Below are 16,660 nucleotides of genomic sequence, written 5' to 3' on the forward strand. Positions count from 1 at the left end.
ATTACCTCGTCTTAAAATGGTTTAATAATCATTACCGTGATATTATCGCGGCCACCGTTTGCATTGGCCATGGCGACAAGCTGTGACGCTGCTGTCTCGATATTATCATTTTGCCTAATAGTATCGCATATTTCTTTATCTCTCACCATATTGGTAAGTCCGTCTGTACACAGAAGAATCCTGTCGTCCTCACATAGCTCGACCTCAAAGAAATCTGCCTCCACATGATCTGCTGCCCCGACAGCTCTCGTGATGATATTCTTGTCCGGATGAACTCTCGCCTCGTCGGCATTTATCTCACCCATCCTGACCATCTCATCAACCAGTGAATGATCCCTGGTAATTTGTCTGATCTGCTCTGTGCCACCTACAATATAAAGCCTACTGTCACCTATATTGGCCACAAAAAGCTTGTTTCCTATAATAGTTCCTACGACTAAGGTGGTACCCATTCCACGCTTAGCTTCATCCTCACGAGACTCAGCCACCAAAAGCTCATTTGCCTTGTTGATAGCCTCTTTGATGATGGATACCGGTTCATCCCCGGCATTTCTCGATACCGATGCAACCACACGCTCTATAGTGTATCTGGAAGCATAGTCACCGGCTTTGTGTCCTCCCATTCCATCTGCTACGATGAAAAGATTCGGAAGATTTCCTACTGCAGTGTCAGACGAGAAATAAAAATCCTGATTCATCTCACGAATAGCACCTGCATCCGTAATGGAAAACGTCTTCATCTAGTTTATTCCTCTCTCTTTATCTATATGCTTCTTGCGAAGCTGTCCACAGGCACCGTCTATATCTCTGCCCATTTCCCTTCTAATAGTAACATTAATTCCGTTTTTTTCAAGCCTATTTTTAAAAGCCTCTATAACACCCTTATTGGACTGCACGTAATCGCGCTCCTTTATCGGGTTTACCGGAATCAGATTTATATGGCAGTTCATGCCATGTACGAGTGCCGAAAGCTCTGCTGCATCCTCGGCTGTATCGTTCACTCCGCCTACCAGGCTATACTCAAAGGTGACTCTGCGGCCGGTCTGTGCAAAATAATATTTGCATGCATCAACCACATCATGTATATCATAGCTGTTTGCAACCGGCATGAGAGCTTTTCTCTTTTCCTGGTTGGAGGCATGCAGTGAAAGCGCCAGCGTGATAGCAAGCTTTTCATCTGCAAGCTGTCTCATGCGCGGTACGAGACCACATGTGGAAACTGTCAGATTGCGCTGGCTGATATTGATTCCGTTTTCATCAGTGAGAAGCTCTATAAAGCGCAGCAGATTGTCGTAATTGTCAAGCGGCTCACCTGTGCCCATGACAACTACATTTGAGATGCGCTCTCCTATGTCCTTGCCTATCTGATAAATCTGGTCAATCATCTCAGACGGCCTAAGCCCCCTGACGAGACCGTCAAGAGTGGATGCACAGAATCTGCACCCCATCCTGCAGCCAACCTGCGAAGATATGCATACAGAGTTTCCATGCTTGTACTTCATAAGCACACTCTCTATGACATTGCCATCGTCGAGTGCAAAGAGATATTTTCTCGTGCCATCGAGCTTTGACACCTGCACCTCCTCTTTTTTTAGCGAGATGAGTATTGCATTGTCCTTTAATACCTGTATGAACTTTTTTGAAATATTGGTCATCTCATCAAAGCTGTCCACATGCTTCACATGAATCCACTCATATATCTGCTTCGCACGGAATTTCTTTTCTCCGAGCGATATGATAAACTCTGTGAGCTCGTCCATATTCATTGATTTGATGTCAGTTAGTTGTTCTTTTATCTGTTCCATATTATTTTTATTAAATCTGCATTTAACTATTGTTTTTAAACCAATTTATATTTATTAATTCATGATTTATTTTAATATCATAATTTACTTTTTATGAATCTTGCAATAAAGAATCCGTCACTTCCATGCTCACCGGGCAGTATCTGTTTCATTCCGGTGCCCTCAGCAAAGCTCTTATCCAGCTCAAACTCCGGATGCTTTTCAATAAACCACCTCACATTGTCCTCATTCTCAGCCTCATCTATCGTACATGTACTGTACACGAGCACTCCGTTTGGCTTCACGTATGTATGCACGGTATCAAGTATCTGTCTTTGAAGAACGACAAGCTCATCTACAGACCCAGGTGTCATCTTGTAGCGGATGTCCTTCTTTCTGCCGAGCACTCCAAGCCCTGAGCACGGCAGATCACAGATCAGTATATCTGCCTTTCCCGCCGAATCAGCATCAAATACTGTGGCATCCCACACCTCTGCCGACATATTGTTAAGACCATGCCTGTCTATATTTTCCTCAATCATATCGACCTTGTTATCGGTCAGGTCACGCGCGAACACATGGCCGCTTCCCTGCAAAAGCTCAGCTATATGGGTGCTCTTGCCGCCCGGTGCTGCGCATACATCTATCACATAGTCGCCCTTCTTTGGAGCAGCCGTCTGTGCGACAAGCATTGAGCTTATATCCTGCACATAGAAAAGTCCGTCTCTGAAGCTCTGCAAGCCATTCAAATAATCAAATCCAGATATAACAAATGCATAATTAAGTTCATCAACCGCTGTGACCGTCACACCCTCTGCCTCAAGCGTCGCGCGAAGCTCATCCGGAGTACACCTGGTCAGGTTTGTCCTGATGCTAATTGTGCTCTTATTGTGAAAGGCCTTGAAAATCTCCTCTGCCTTCTTCTCTCCGTATGCCGCAACAAATCTGTCCACTATCCACTGTGGCATAGAGTATCGGATGCTTAAGGTATCAAACTGTACTGAATCTATATTTCTTGCAATATTTCTGAGTACACCGTTTACAAAGCCCGAAAGCTGTGCAAACTTATGCCTCTTTGCAAGCTTCACCGCCTCATTGCATACGGCCGAATCCGGCACCGCGTCCATGTACTTTATCTGGTAAACGCTCATGCGAAGAAGGTTTCTGATGAAGGGCTTCATCTTCCTTACCTTTGTCTTTGAAAAAGAGTCTATGATGTAGTCAAGCTGCAGCATATACTCGATAGTGCCGTCAACAAGCCTCGTCATAAAGGCTCTGTCCTGCTTTGACAGATACTGATACTTGTCAAGCACACTACGAAGCACGATATGTGAAAATGCTCCACGCTCATTAATCTCAATAAGCATCTCAAGGGCAAGCTCACGCGTATCTACAGAGTGCTCATTATGCGCTGTCACGTTTGATTTTGCCGGTCTGCCCGGTATATTATTTTTGTTTATTTGGCTATTTTTATTATTATGATTATTTTTACTATGATTATTTATCATGATGATGTTTCCGAATAGTTACATATACATTTAATTTTCTAACTAATATATCCAATTTGAACTGCCACCCTGTAAAATCACAGGCAAACAGCAGCTAAAACAATATCAGTCGTCCCGTCTGCGTCCGTTTGTGATAAGTATTATACGAAGGAGCTGTAAAATAGCAGCCGCCGCACTGGCTACATAGGTAAGTGCCGCTGACTTGAGCACCCTTCTTGTGTACCTAAGCTCGTCATCTGCAAGTATGCCCTGTGTACGAAGCATGACAAGCGCACGTCTTGAAGCATCAAACTCTACCGGCAATGTCACGAGCTGGAAAAGCACTGCTGCCGAAAACAGCAATATGCCTATATCAATAATAAGCCCTGACGAGCGTGTGTTAAATAATAAGCCGATAAGTATGACCGGCCATGCAAGCATTGAGCCAAAATTAGCTATAGGCACAAGTGCACTCCTGATTGAAAGAGGTGCATAGCTTTTTGCATGCTGTATAGCGTGTCCACACTCATGGGCTGCTACGCCAAGTGCTGCGACCGATGTGGCATTGTACACAGGATCAGATAAATTCACTGTTTTGGTGCGCGGATCGTAGTGGTCCGTCAGACTACCTGACACATGACGCACCTGCACATCATATATGCCTGCCGCCTGAAGCACTCTCTGAGCCACCTGCGCACCATTCATGCCTGACATGCTTCTTAGCTGTGAGTATTTATTAAATGTACCTTTAACTCTTGCCGATGCAATCATACATATCACTGCACCTATCACAACGAGTATATATGTCGGATCCCAGTAATAATATCCCATGTATCATCTCTGCTACTAAAAACATATACAAATGTGTATATGCTAGATGATTCGCTACAATCTCACGATTTGTAGTTACTGCTTCAATGTGTATGCTTTGGCGATTATAAACAATACGCTACTCACAAGTTCTTGTACACTCCACAGTCGTAAATTCCCGACTAAGCCATCGGTACATACCTATAAATTCTTTAAATTGATTAGATATAGGTTTTCATCTAAATAGCTTTTCCTTTCTTAATATTTTATGTTTCGCTACTTGGTTTTCGTAGGCTTCTACCATTGTCTAAACGCTACCATCAAGGTTCTATCCTATAATTAGCAAGACTGTTTCAACTTGCACTGGCTACTTCTCAACGTTTCCGACTGCTTTGACGTTAGCACAAACGAATACTCTGGATTTTGAGTATCTTTGAGAACATTGACTCACATTTAATTATGTTTTTAGTTACTTATAATGAATAACTATAACGTGAAAAACGAGCCCTCTTCCACATGACAGCCTCTCAAAAATGAACCTGTATCCATGCGCTTCTTGCCCTGGAGCTGTACCTCTACTAAAGATAATGCTCCTTTTCCTGTCTGTACATACATATCATTTTTTCCGATATGATAAATACAGCCCGGCTCATAATCATCGCTGCCGTCAATCACCTTTGCACTCCACACCTTAAATGTCTTACCATTCAGGTGGGTGTATGCGCTCGGCCATGGATTAAGCCCCCTTATAAGCCTCTCAATCTCAACAGCCGGCTTTGTCCAGTCGATAAAGCCAAGCTCCTTACTGATCATTGATGTATGTGTGGCCTCCTCGCTGTTTTGAGGAGTATACTCTGCAGTGCCATCCTCTATCATCTTCATGGTCTCCACACACAGCTTTGCTCCCTCTGCTGAGAGCTTATCAAACAGGCTGCCGCCGGTCTCATCAGGTGCGAGTCTGACTGTACTCTTTGCAATCATATCGCCGGTATCGACGCCCTCATCCATCCTCATGGTAGTGACACCTGTAAACTCGTCACCGTTAATCACAGCCCACTGGATAGGAGCCGCACCTCTGTACTTTGGCAAAAGTGAAGCATGCACATTGATACAGCCGTATCGAGGCATATCAAGAATACTCTTTGACAGAATCTGTCCGAAAGCAACCACGATTATTATATCTGCATTAAACTTTCTGAGATACTCTATATTAGCAGTCTCTCTTATTTTAACCGGCTGGAATACCTCAATACCGTGCGAAAGCGCACACTCCTTGACCGGTGTATACTGCATTGTCTTGCCGCGGCCCTTTGGCTTGTCGGGCTGTGTGACAACCAGTGCCACCTCGTGCCCTGCCTCTATAATTGCCTCAAGTGTTCCCACCGAAAAGTCCGGTGTTCCCATGAAAATTACTCTCATCTTACTGCCTCCCAGATATTTTCCAAGCTCAGATAACAAATGTCATCCTAATGATTACTCCTGTGTATCCTCATATGTCACATCGTGAAGTGCGCCCTCAACCTTCTCCACATAGAGATGTCCGTCGAGATGGTCAAGCTCGTGGCAGATACATCTGGCCAAAAGCTCTTCTCCCTCTATCTCATACTCATTCATATCCTCGCCCATGAAGCGAGCCTTTACATAATTCGGGCGGGTCACCTGTCCGGCCTTTCCCGGTACTGAAAGACAGCCCTCATCGCCGGTCTGCTCTCCGTCAGACTCGATAATTTCAGGATTAATCATCACGATTGGACCCTCGCCCACATCGATAACAACGATTCTCTTTAATATGCCAACCTGTGGTGCGGCAAGTCCTACACCATTAGCCTCATACATAGTCTCAAGCATATCATCAATAAGTGTTACTATCTTTGGAGTCACCTCCGTAACCTCTCTGCAGACCTTGCCAAGTACAGGGTCTCCCTCCACTCTAATAGTTCTAAGTGCCATAATTGCCTCCTTCTATATCTATCAAAATCCACTCATCGGATTGAAATCAAATGAGATATTAGCATGTTTCATTGCCGTATCAGCTTTCACAGCCTGCTCTATGACATCCTTTATTGAAATGAGCGCCGCATAGTCAGATGTCTTCATGTAAATCACCTTGCGGTATATGTCATTTACCTTGGCGATGGTCGCATCCGCAGGACCGATGAGCTGAATCAGATGCCTATCATCAGGGCTTTGATTTTCATCTGTATGCGATATCATCTGCAACGCTATATCGTACACTTGCTGTGCCATGCTGCTGCACTCACTCTCATCAGGTGATGTGACATGGACTAAAAGCATATTCCATACAGGTGGATAGTTCATAAGCCTCCTGTACTCTATCTCCTTATCGTAAAAAGCCTCATAATCCTGCTCTTTGGCAGTCCGGATGGCATAGTGGTCAGGGTCGTAGGTCTGGATAACCACATTGCCGGGCAGCTTTCCTCTGCCGGCGCGCCCTGCCGCCTGGGTCAGCAGAGCAAAGGTGCGCTCCGCCGCATGAAAATCATTCACATGCAGTGACATATCCGCCGCCAGCACACCAACCAGCGTGACATTTGAAAAATCATGCCCCTTTACAATCATCTGCGTACCGATAAGTATATCGGCTTCATGATTGGAAAATGCCTGCAGAATCTTCTCATACGCATCCTTCGCCCTCGTGGTGTCATAATCCATGCGCAGTATACGCGCCTGTGGAAAACGCTTTGCCACCATCGCTTCTATCTTCTGTGTGCCGGCCTTAAAGCCGCTAATGTACTTCGAGCCACAGCTCGGACACACCTTAGGCACCGGCTGTCTGTAGCCGCAGTAGTGACAGACCATCACTCCGCCGCTATGTTCACTGAGTGATACATCGCAATGAGGACATTTTACCACAAAACCGCACGCTCTGCACGACATAAATGCCGATTTGCCCCTTCTATTTAAAAAAAGCATGGTCTGCTGGCCATTTAGAAGCCGCTCCTCCATAAGCTCCTGAAGCCTGGTGGAAAGAATCGAGCGGTTTCCCTCACGAAGCTCCTGCCTCAAATCGACAACCTCACACTTTGGAAGAGGTCTGTCGTCCACACGCTTATCCAGCTCCAAAAGCCTGTAAACGCCTGTCTTTGCCTTGTAATAGCTATCCACCGACGGTGTTGCAGAGCCAAGTACCACAATGGCATCGGACATGCGCGCGTACTCTATCGCCACCTCCCTGGCATGATAGCGTGGCACCGACTCGCTCTTGTATGAATTCTCGTGCTCTTCATCTATTATGATAAGTCCTAAATTTGAAAAAGGTGTGAACAACGCCGACCGCGGGCCAATCATGATGTCAATATCACCATTCTTAGCTCTCTCAAACTGGTCATAACGCTCACCATTTGAAAGTCTTGAATTGATTATCGAAACCCTGTTCCCAAATCTTGCAAAAAAACGCATCACGGTCTGGTAAGTAAGGGCAATCTCGGGAATCAGCACAATCGCCTGACGCCCGGACTGTATACAGTGTGCGATAAGCTCCATGTACACCTCTGTCTTGCCGCTTCCGGTGACACCCTTAATCAGATAAGTATTTCTAAGACCGGCGGCAATGTCGCCTTCTATCGCATCAACCACACTCTGCTGCGCGGCATTCAGTACCTTATCATAGGTGTCCACACTCATATGCTCCACAGGATTTCTGTAACCGCTCTGTGTGATGACCTCGATAAAGCCGCTCTGCTCAAGCGCTCTTATAGTGGCAGCCGACACCGACAGCTTGCCTGTCACAAAGGAATACTCAAGGCGCGCCCCATCATCAGCATCAATCAGCGCACGAAAAAGCCTGGCCTTTGCCTTTTGTTTTTTTGCCTCGCAAAGCGCAAGCTGCGCCCTTGCCTTTACCTTGTCTATTTTCAGTGCAATACTGCGGCTCACCTGCTCCTTAGCCTGCTTCTTTACAGGTATAACAGTCTTAAGCGCCTGATTCATGGTAGAGCCGTAATTGCGCCGTATCCATGCCGCAAGTGCGATGAGCTTTGCCTCCACAGCCACAGAGTCTGCCTTTATCCCGATAAGAGGCTTTGTCCTTGCCGGGTCGTACTCAGGCTTATCCGTGACCTCAATCACATAGCCTGTGATAGTGCGGCTGCCAAATGGAATATCCACGCACACACCCGGACGGATGTCGCATAAAAGCTCATCCGGGATGCTGTACTGAAATGTCTTATCCAGTTTTTCGTGGGATATATCCACAATCACGTTGGCATACATAACTGATACTATTTAACTCCTTCGTATTTCTCCTCGCAGTACTTGCAGCGGTAGATTTCGTTTTTCTCATCGGAAAGCACGAAAATCTGGTCAAGCTCCTGCTCAATTGAAGTGATGCATCTTGGGTTTTTGCACTTGATGACATTTTTCACCTGATGAGGCAGCTTAAGCTCCATCTTGTCCACAATCTTATCACCCTTTATCACATTTACAGTGATATTGTGGTCAATAAATCCAAGGATATCGAGGTCTAATGACTCTATCGGACACTCTACCTTGATGATATCCTTCTTGCCCATCTTGCTGCTCTTTGCATTCTTTATGATTGCAACTGTGCAGTCGAGCTTGTCAAGCTTTAAATCCCTGTAAATCTGAAGACTCATACCTGCCTTGATATGATCGAGCACAAAGCCCTCATGTATTCCACTAATATTCAGCATATTATCCTCCTTTAGTCCTCAGCCAGTCCAAGCAATGTCAGAATAAGCGCCATACGCACGTAAACCGCATACTGTGCCTGCCTGAAATAGCATGCTCTCGGGTCATCATCCACATCAACAGAAATCTCATTCACACGTGGGAGCGGATGAAGTACAATCATATCATCCTTTGCAAGCTCCATCTTCTCCTTTGTCAGAATGTAGAAATCCTTCAGACGCACATAGTCCTCCTCATTGAAGAAACGCTCCTTCTGGACACGTGTCATGTAGAGCACATCAAGCTCTCCCATGGCATCCTCGAGCTTTTCTACCTCCTTGAACTCGATATTGTTGGCACGAAGCACATCATCGCGCACATAGTCAGGCACCTTAAGCTCCTCTGGCGAGATAAGCACAATCTTCACATTGTCATATCTGATAAGTGCATTGATCAGTGAATGCACTGTACGTCCAAACTTTAAATCTCCGCAAAAGCCGATTGTGATATTATTCAATCTGCCCTTGATGGAACGGATTGTAAGGAGATCAGCAAGTGTCTGGGTAGGATGCTGATGACCTCCATCGCCTGCATTGATTACAGGGATACGCGATTTCTCTGAAGCCACAAGCGGTGCACCCTCCTTAGGATGACGCATGGCACAGATATCCGCATAGCAGGAAATAACCCTGATAGTATCTGAAACGCTCTCGCCCTTTGACGCAGATGACGAATCAGCACTGTGGAAACCTAACACCGAGCCTCCCAAATTAAGCATGGCAGCCTCAAAGCTAAGCCTGGTTCTCGTGCTTGGCTCATAAAAACAGGTTGCAAGCTTCTTTCCATCGCACTTGTGTGCATATTTCTCAGGATGAGCCTCTATATCATTTGCAAGATCCAGAAGCTTGTCCAACTCTTCTACAGAAAAATCCAACGGACTCATTAAGTGACGCATAATTTGCCTCCATTCTTTTTCGCGTAACAATTTTTATTACATTTTTTCTATCATATAATAACTTGGCGCAATATTCAAGTTGGCTTTTACACTTTTTTGTTGTAGAATATATGACAGAATATAACTGTTCTGAACGTTTAGCAATTGTATTGAAGTTTTCATACAATTACGACAATTTCAACATCAAAAAGGAGAATAATATGTCTGTAAATGAATCACAAATCAAAAACACCACAGCCGGCGCAATCGATGATGACGATGCTGTAATCTTTAAGGAGAGAAAGAGACTGCTGTTTCTCGGTCTGCCGTGGACTTTCACAAAATATACCGTCACACCGTCCTTTATCACTGTAGAGTCCGGACTCTTAAGCACCACAGAGGATGACTGCTACATGTATAAGGTAGCTGATGTAAAGCTCACCACATCACTGATGGAGCGCATTTTTAAGCTCGGCACCATAGTCTGCTACACAGGCGACGTCACAAACCCTGAGCTTAAGCTCGTTCACGTAAAGCACTCACGCGAGATAAAGAGCTATCTGCTCAAGCAGTCTGAGGCCGCAAGACTTAAAAGACGCACCTTAAACACTGTGGATATCGGTGCGCACGGAGCAGACATGGCAGATTTGGATCATGATGGTATTCCGGATTCGCTGGAATAATACAGCCGTTGCTGCGCAGCTGATTTTGCTCATATATGTGTGGATCTGAATAGTTACTTATGTCCATAAACAAAAGTGGAAGTGCGCTTTCTTTGCGCATGATTTCAGTCATTTATACACAACAGGTACAAAAAGGGAGATGCGAAAAAACTCAATCGAGTTTTTTCACATCCCCTTATTTTTCAGGTAACTATTCAGAATAATTCACAGATTAATATAGACGTCCATCGTTCTTCAAATAACCAGCCCAATAATTTGCATGAATTTCCATCTGTAACATCAGAAAAGCTTGACATCTAGCAGCAGAACATCTGCCAGCAAAGGAATGTGGCTAGCAGGCTGCAGCACTCGCTGCCCCTGCCACTAGGGCGTCCGTATATGTCTCCCATATCCGAATACCACGAGCCACCATTTTCAATTATCTGCATAAACTGGCGGTACTGCATGTTGTTTGGCTCAAGCGACACTGCTCGCTGTATGTGTTCTATGGCTGTCGCTGTGTTGCCGAGCTTTTGGTTTGCGATAGCACTGTAGTAGTACCACCTTCCGCGTCTCTCAGCAAAAGGTACCTCCTCAAGCACCTTCAGTGCCTCATTGTAGTAGCCGTTGCTGATGAAATTGCCTGCTGCACGCACCTTTGGATTGTCATCCTGTGCACTGCTGCCTGCATTATTGTAGGTATAGCGGCCATAGAAACCACCAAACGGTCCACCTGCTCCAAATGGATCACCTGCTCCCGGTCCACTACCATATGCTCCACCATAGGAGCTGCCGCCGTATGAGCTGCTGCTTCCCGCACCGCCATATCCACCGGTTCCGGCAGCACCGGACTGCTTTTCCTTCATTATCTGGTCATATGCCTGCTGCACCTGCTTAAACTTCTCCTCAGCCTGATCCTTGTTAGGATTGTTGATATTGGCATCAGGATGATATTTTCTGCTTAAGCTCCTGTAGGCCTTTTTTATTTCATCGTCACTTGCACTGCGGCTGACACCGAGCACCTGATATGGATCTATCATTTATGTTTCTTCCTTTTCTTCATCTGAATATACTCATACTTGCTCCACACACCGGAGTATAGAACATTTCTGATTATATCCGCATGTAAGAGAATTGGCAACCTCTCAAATATTTTTGCTGCCTCTGAAAGCATAGATGTCATCATAAGCCGACAGGATTTGTCAAATTTTTCCTGATCATTATTGCAGCAATGCATGAGCTGTATAAGTGGATTATATGACTTCTTTTTCACATCATCCCCAATATCCTCATACGCATCCATTATATAAATAAATTTGCCCATATAGCAGCCAAATTCCTTCAGATCCTTCTGCCACTCATCCTGCTTCCACGCAAAAAGTATGCCGAGCATCTCTCCTGTCAGCCCCGCAACTGCATCAATATTGGTATCATTGCTCTTCTCGCACTCTGCAAGCCTTGCAATGTAGTCTTCTATCGCCTTAGCCTGTATCGGATAGCCTTTTTTTGCCTTCTCAAAGTCCTTTTTCAGCATCTCTGCGTATGTCTTCTTCGTCAGGCTTTTATCGTCCTTCCAGTCATCTATCAGATTGTAGTATGCAAGCAGTATGTTCATAGCTGCAGCATACTCTGTAATCTCATTGGTGCGAAGTGTACGCTTCTTCGTAGGGTGCACGCTGCATACAAATCCATCACGCGTCACACTATCCGGCTCGTACAAGCCTGTCAGAAGCACTATGAGAAAAGTCATGTCATAGTTTAGTGCCATCTGTGCACGCCTGCCATACTGCGACTTCATTGTCTGGCACAGCCCGCAATAATAGCTTTGATATATTTTTTTATTTTCCTCGGACAAGGTGTCCTTATTGACAGTTATATATCCAAACATTTCTCTTCTCCATGCTCTTATGTACAGGTATATATATTGACATACTAGCTGCGTCTCACGAACTGCTCCCGGCACTTCGGACAGGTAATACAGATCTTGCCATGTCCTCTTGGCACCCTGACCTCCTGCTTGCACATAGGACACTTGAAGAACTTGTACTGCTTCCTCTGTGCAAAGCGCTTTTTCCTGCGCTCTGCCTTTACGGTCCACTCATACCTGGCATTTAAAAACTTCTGATTCTCTGCATAGCGCTTGTTTACATTTCTCGAAAATACACGAAAATACATATGTATCATCAGTCCTATAGCCAGTATATCAAGTATCGCCGACCTTGTAAATATTGAAACCACAAGTAATATCATTACTACCCATGACTCAGCCCTTGCAAGCTCGTCCATCCCGTTTCTTCCATTCATAAATCTGATAAATTTTTCTCTCATATTACCGCCTCGCCCTATATTTTCATTATAGCCAAATTCTTACCTCATACAGTGTCCACGCTATGAATTTGAGGTTTTAAATCGTTCTTTACATTTATTAAGATAATATTGAAGATAAAAACCGTCAATAGACCTATCGTCTTTTAAGAAACATTTTATATTTCGTTTATTAAAGTTGGTAAAAGGGCTTGATTTTTGGAAAAATGCTTGGTATATTAAATAAATATGCAGGACAGGTGATCGCGGCTGCAGGTGTCGAAAGACCGCAGGTGAGGAAAGTCCGGGCTTCATAGGGCAGGATGCCGGTTAACGGCCGGTGGAGGAAACTCTAAGGACAGTGCAACAGAAATATACCGCCACTTTTGTGGTAAGGGTGGAATGGCAGTGTAAGAGACTACCGCCTCACTGGTAACAGGGAGGGCACATGTAAACCCCATCCGAAGCAAGACCGAAACAAAGCTTTGACGTGGCCCGCCAGCTTTAGGTAGGTCGCTTGAGGCGTCTGGCAACAGGCGTCCTAGATAGATGATCACTCAACGACATAACCCGGCTTATCGTCCTGCGTATTTTAATAATCTAAAGCCTATTGGCGTTTCGTAAAATAACTTATTAGTAACGTGCGCCGCAAGGTGCACCATTAAAAATGCAACTGAGATATCTCAGTTGCATTTTGTTATTTCCCGGTAACTATCATTTGCTGTTGTATATGATGCAGTCTACCGGTAATTATTATTTGCTGTTGTATGTAATAAAGTCTACCGTCATCTCTATCTGCTCCTCGAAAGCCACATCAGGTGTACCGTCTCCCTTTTGTAGACCATAGCTTCCAAAATAAGAATGGCACCCTCCATCAATGACATACTCATATGTATCCTCCGGCAGGTTCGAGCGGTATTTGCGGTATTTGTCCATATCAAGCACTCCATCCTCTGAGCCATACACACTAAAAACCCTCAGATCTGAATCCGACAGGTCAGCGGTCGAATATGCTGCAAAAAGATATAGTCCGTCAAACTCATCTACATGCTTTGCCACATATTCCGCAGCCATGGCTCCGCCTAAGGAGTGGCCTCCCATGTACCATTCCTGTATGGATGGGTATATTTCCTTGTATTTTTCAATGATACCGTCTGCTGCATTCTGGTCCAATACTGCTAGGTTGCCCGGCATATGTACAAGTATGCACACGAAATTATTCTTTGCAAGCTCATGCATCAGCGGCGCATACGCCGTATACTGTACCCTGCCTCCCGGATAAAAAATCAATGCCTTTGTGGCTTTTTCCTTATCCTGCGGTGCAAAGGTTATCGTATAATTCTTAAGCTTTAAGTCGTACTGGGTGGCCTGTATACGCTTGTCCTTCTTTTCTATGGTAACAGCAACCTCTCTGTCTGAATCGATTGCAGCCTCCGCAATTGAATCTGCGCGATAATAATTTCCCACATAACAATTTACGGCAATACCGCCAATAGCCATGACTGCAATTGCCACAAGCAGTATTCTATACACAGCCGGAATGCGGGATTTTTTAGTTTTAAACATTAAAGCAGCTTCCTCCTACAAACTCACGAAGCAGTGAATTGTTTGGTATGCCGTCAGCCGGCATCGGAAGAAAGTAGTCTAAGAGCTTAAGCAGCCTCTTTGCCTCGAGATACTCCGGGCAGTCTCTTTCTATGCCAAAAAGCAACGGCTCCGCATACACCTTGAGTACCGCAAGCTCATACACAAGTGCAGAGTTGAACATCACATCCGCCTGTTCCTGGAAAGGAAAGATATTCTCCCTTTCACCCTTTCTGACAGACGGCCACATAGCGATTGTCTCCATGGCATTGGTACCTCGTGTACGCGCATCACGCACAATCCGGCGTATAAGTCTTTCATCTGTGGTGGAAAGAGGATTGTGCTCGTCAATATTGAGCTGTGTAAGCGCTGAAATATAGATTTTGAACTTGTGCTCAGGCGGGATAAGCTGTGAAAGCCTGTCATTTAGGCCGTGGATTCCTTCTATGACAAGTATATCATCAACTCCCAGCGTCAGCTTTCTTCCGCGGTACTCTCTCTTTCCTGTCTTGAAATTGAAGGAAGGCATATCAACAGCCTCTCCTTTAAGAAGCCTGTTCATATCCTCATTGAACAGCTTCACATCAATAGATTCAAGGCACTCAAAATCAAAGCTTCCGTCCGGATGCTTCGGGCAAAACTCCCTGTCCACATAGTAGTCATCCAGACTTAACGGATGTGGCTTTCTGCCCTTTGCGATAAGCTGGATTGACAGTCTGTTGGCAAACGATGTCTTGCCTGATGATGAAGGACCTGCTATCATGACAAATTTCTTTTTGTCATCCGAAGCAATCTGCGCTGCAAGATTTCCTATCTTCTGCTCCATCAGTGCCTCCTGAAGCAGCATGATTTCCTGTCCCCTGCCTGCTGCAATCGCATCATTTAGTGAGCCTATCGTGCCTATTCCAAGCATCTTGCTCCATTCCCTGGAATCATCCAGCGTGTGAAACAGCTTATTTGATGTCACAAGCGGCTCAACACTCCTGCTGTGAGCACCCGGAAAAAGAAGCACGAAGCCACTCTCATACGGCACTATATCAAAGTATTTGAGCATGCCTGTCGAGGGTGCCATAAATCCGTAGAAATAATCCACCACACCATCCAGCTCATAGAGATTGACTCTGGAGCTTCTCCTGTAGTGCAATAGCCTCTCCTTATCATGCAGCCCTTTTTCCTTGAAAAGCTGCTCCGCATACTGTGTTTTTGCACTGTGCTTGGTAATCGTGAGGTCTTTTTCCACAAATGTGTACATGCTGCATACTATCCTGTCGATATCATGCTCTGTCACGCTTTTCTCACTGTTTTCTCTGCTGCCTTGGTCTGTATCTTCATTATATTTTTCCTGTTGGCTGTCCGCACACTCCACTGCTTTCTCAAGCTGACAATAATAGCCTTCTCCGAGCGAATGCATCACATGAAGCTGTGTCATGCTGCCATATACATCGTATATAGCCCTCTGCAAAAGCAGCACAACACTTCTTCTGTATGTACGCCTGCCATCCCTGTCAGCTGTCGTCACAAAGCTAAGCTCACAGTCACTTTTTATTTTCTTATTCAGTTCACGAAGCCTGCCGTTTACAATTCCAAGGATTATGTCATCCTCATAATAATCCTTGAATCTGTCTGCTACGGCTTCTAAAGTATCACTTTCTGATGCTGTCACTGCCATGACCTGTCCATCCGGCAAGGTCACCTTCACACTATATTCCTGCATTTCTTATTGCCCCCATAGTCGAATATGCTGCCTCATTGTATGCCATCATCTCGTTTATCTGCTCGATTCTGTCCATGATGGAATCACTCATATCCTGTGTCCTTAGCTGCTGCATGATGGCAGCCAGCTTGTGGTGTTCCCTGACAAGGAACTTACGAAGCACCGGATTACCGTTTTTGATAAGTACCGGTCCGTACAAATCGCATACAGTAACCGTCGTCTCGTCCATATTGTCCCATGCGGAATTGTCCGCACACGGCACACATCTGAACATCGGATAGTATTTTCCGTCCTCCAAAATCATATCCTCATCAACTATCTTATAGCCTGTGTTCCTTACATATTCACGGACTTTGCTCACTTCCGACTGTGGCTGCAGAATCAGCTCCTTTGCCGACCTGCACACTGTCTCCCCTGCGGTTAAAATGTGAATAACAAGCTCTCCTCCCATTCCTGCTATGACAATAGAGTCAACCTCTCCGTCGTGTATCGCTTCAAGCCCATTGGAAAGCCTTGTGGTAATCTGCTCTGTCAGACCGTTTGCCCGTATATGCTCATTGGCGCGCTCAAGCGGTCCCTTATTTATATCAACAGCAATTGCTTTCGGTATTATATTACTCTGCACCAGGGCAATAGGCACATAGCCATGGTCGGTTCCCACATCACACAGCGTGTAGCCGGCCGTGACCATTGATGCCACTGCCTTCATTCTTCTGGATAGCCTAATCATC

At 45.2% G+C, this 16,660-nt stretch carries 16 protein-coding genes and 1 other RNA gene; 2 read left to right on the plus strand and 15 right to left on the minus strand.

Annotated elements, in window-relative coordinates; genetic code table 11:
* Positions 1-11: 11 nt before the first annotated feature.
* From EUBREC_RS10555 to pyrB, 9 genes are all read right to left on the minus strand, one after another.
* Positions 12-740, minus strand: coding sequence for a Stp1/IreP family PP2C-type Ser/Thr phosphatase (locus EUBREC_RS10555; RefSeq protein WP_012743169.1), 729 nt, complete (start codon positions 738-740; stop codon positions 12-14).
* Positions 741-1,805, minus strand: a complete 1,065-nt coding sequence (gene rlmN, locus EUBREC_RS10560) for a dual-specificity RNA methyltransferase RlmN (protein ID WP_012743170.1) — start codon at positions 1,803-1,805, stop codon at positions 741-743.
* Positions 1,806-1,882: 77 nt separating this feature from the next.
* Complete coding sequence (gene rsmB / locus EUBREC_RS10565) at positions 1,883-3,292, minus strand: 16S rRNA (cytosine(967)-C(5))-methyltransferase RsmB (RefSeq protein WP_012743171.1); 1,410 nt, start codon at positions 3,290-3,292, stop codon at positions 1,883-1,885.
* Between the two features lie 105 nt (positions 3,293-3,397).
* Positions 3,398-4,102: a zinc metallopeptidase gene (locus EUBREC_RS10570; protein ID WP_012743172.1), complete on the minus strand. Its 705-nt coding sequence runs from the start codon at positions 4,100-4,102 to the stop codon at positions 3,398-3,400.
* Between the two features lie 465 nt (positions 4,103-4,567).
* Complete coding sequence (fmt, locus tag EUBREC_RS10575; RefSeq protein WP_012743173.1) at positions 4,568-5,500, minus strand: methionyl-tRNA formyltransferase; 933 nt, start codon at positions 5,498-5,500, stop codon at positions 4,568-4,570.
* Positions 5,501-5,554: 54 nt separating this feature from the next.
* Positions 5,555-6,031: a peptide deformylase gene (def, locus tag EUBREC_RS10580; protein WP_012743174.1), complete on the minus strand. Its 477-nt coding sequence runs from the start codon at positions 6,029-6,031 to the stop codon at positions 5,555-5,557.
* 21 nt (positions 6,032-6,052) lie between these two features.
* A complete protein-coding gene (gene priA / locus EUBREC_RS10585) occupies positions 6,053-8,314 on the minus strand; it encodes a replication restart helicase PriA (RefSeq protein WP_012743175.1) in 2,262 nt (753 codons plus the stop codon).
* Positions 8,315-8,322: 8 nt separating this feature from the next.
* Positions 8,323-8,754: an aspartate carbamoyltransferase regulatory subunit gene (locus EUBREC_RS10590; RefSeq protein ID WP_012743176.1), complete on the minus strand. Its 432-nt coding sequence runs from the start codon at positions 8,752-8,754 to the stop codon at positions 8,323-8,325.
* A gap of 11 nt (positions 8,755-8,765) precedes the next feature.
* Entirely contained in the window at positions 8,766-9,686 is a 921-nt protein-coding gene (gene pyrB / locus EUBREC_RS10595; protein WP_015517428.1) for an aspartate carbamoyltransferase, read from the minus strand.
* A gap of 200 nt (positions 9,687-9,886) precedes the next feature.
* Between pyrB and EUBREC_RS10600 the strand changes: the two genes are divergently transcribed.
* Complete coding sequence (locus EUBREC_RS10600) at positions 9,887-10,348, plus strand: PH domain-containing protein (protein WP_041254140.1); 462 nt, start codon at positions 9,887-9,889, stop codon at positions 10,346-10,348.
* Between the two features lie 296 nt (positions 10,349-10,644).
* Here the strand turns inward: EUBREC_RS10600 and EUBREC_RS10605 are convergent, their stop codons facing one another.
* Genes EUBREC_RS10605 through EUBREC_RS10615 form a run of 3 tightly spaced genes read right to left on the minus strand, consistent with a single transcriptional unit; the run spans position 10,645 to position 12,655 of the window.
* Positions 10,645-11,367 carry a DnaJ domain-containing protein gene (locus EUBREC_RS10605; protein WP_012743179.1) on the minus strand — a complete coding sequence of 241 codons (723 nt, stop codon included), beginning with the start codon at positions 11,365-11,367 and terminating at the stop codon, positions 10,645-10,647.
* On the minus strand, positions 11,364-12,215 hold the full coding sequence (locus EUBREC_RS10610; protein WP_015517425.1) for a DUF5685 family protein: 852 nt from the start codon (positions 12,213-12,215) through the stop codon (positions 11,364-11,366). The genes EUBREC_RS10605 and EUBREC_RS10610 overlap by 4 nt, the downstream gene beginning before the upstream one ends.
* A gap of 44 nt (positions 12,216-12,259) precedes the next feature.
* Positions 12,260-12,655, minus strand: coding sequence for a hypothetical protein (locus EUBREC_RS10615; RefSeq protein ID WP_012743181.1), 396 nt, complete (start codon positions 12,653-12,655; stop codon positions 12,260-12,262).
* Positions 12,656-12,879: 224 nt separating this feature from the next.
* On the opposite strand from EUBREC_RS10615, the gene rnpB reads away from it, so the two are divergent.
* Positions 12,880-13,225: RNase P RNA component class A (gene rnpB / locus EUBREC_RS16765), an RNA gene on the plus strand.
* Positions 13,226-13,384: 159 nt separating this feature from the next.
* Here rnpB and EUBREC_RS10620 read toward each other — a convergent pair.
* The 3 genes from EUBREC_RS10620 to EUBREC_RS10630 are packed head-to-tail and all read right to left on the minus strand — an operon-like array spanning position 13,385 to position 16,659.
* Complete coding sequence (locus tag EUBREC_RS10620) at positions 13,385-14,197, minus strand: alpha/beta hydrolase (protein ID WP_012743182.1); 813 nt, start codon at positions 14,195-14,197, stop codon at positions 13,385-13,387.
* Entirely contained in the window at positions 14,190-15,929 is a 1,740-nt protein-coding gene (locus tag EUBREC_RS10625) for a nucleoside kinase (protein WP_012743183.1), read from the minus strand. Before EUBREC_RS10625 ends, EUBREC_RS10620 begins: the two co-directional genes overlap by 8 nt.
* Positions 15,916-16,659, minus strand: coding sequence for a tRNA (adenine(22)-N(1))-methyltransferase (locus EUBREC_RS10630; RefSeq protein ID WP_306769610.1), 744 nt, complete (start codon positions 16,657-16,659; stop codon positions 15,916-15,918). Before EUBREC_RS10630 ends, EUBREC_RS10625 begins: the two co-directional genes overlap by 14 nt.
* Position 16,660: the final 1 nt, after the last annotated feature.

The sequence above is a fragment of the Agathobacter rectalis ATCC 33656 genome, from assembly GCF_000020605.1.
Lineage (GTDB): Bacteria > Bacillota > Clostridia > Lachnospirales > Lachnospiraceae > Roseburia > Roseburia rectalis.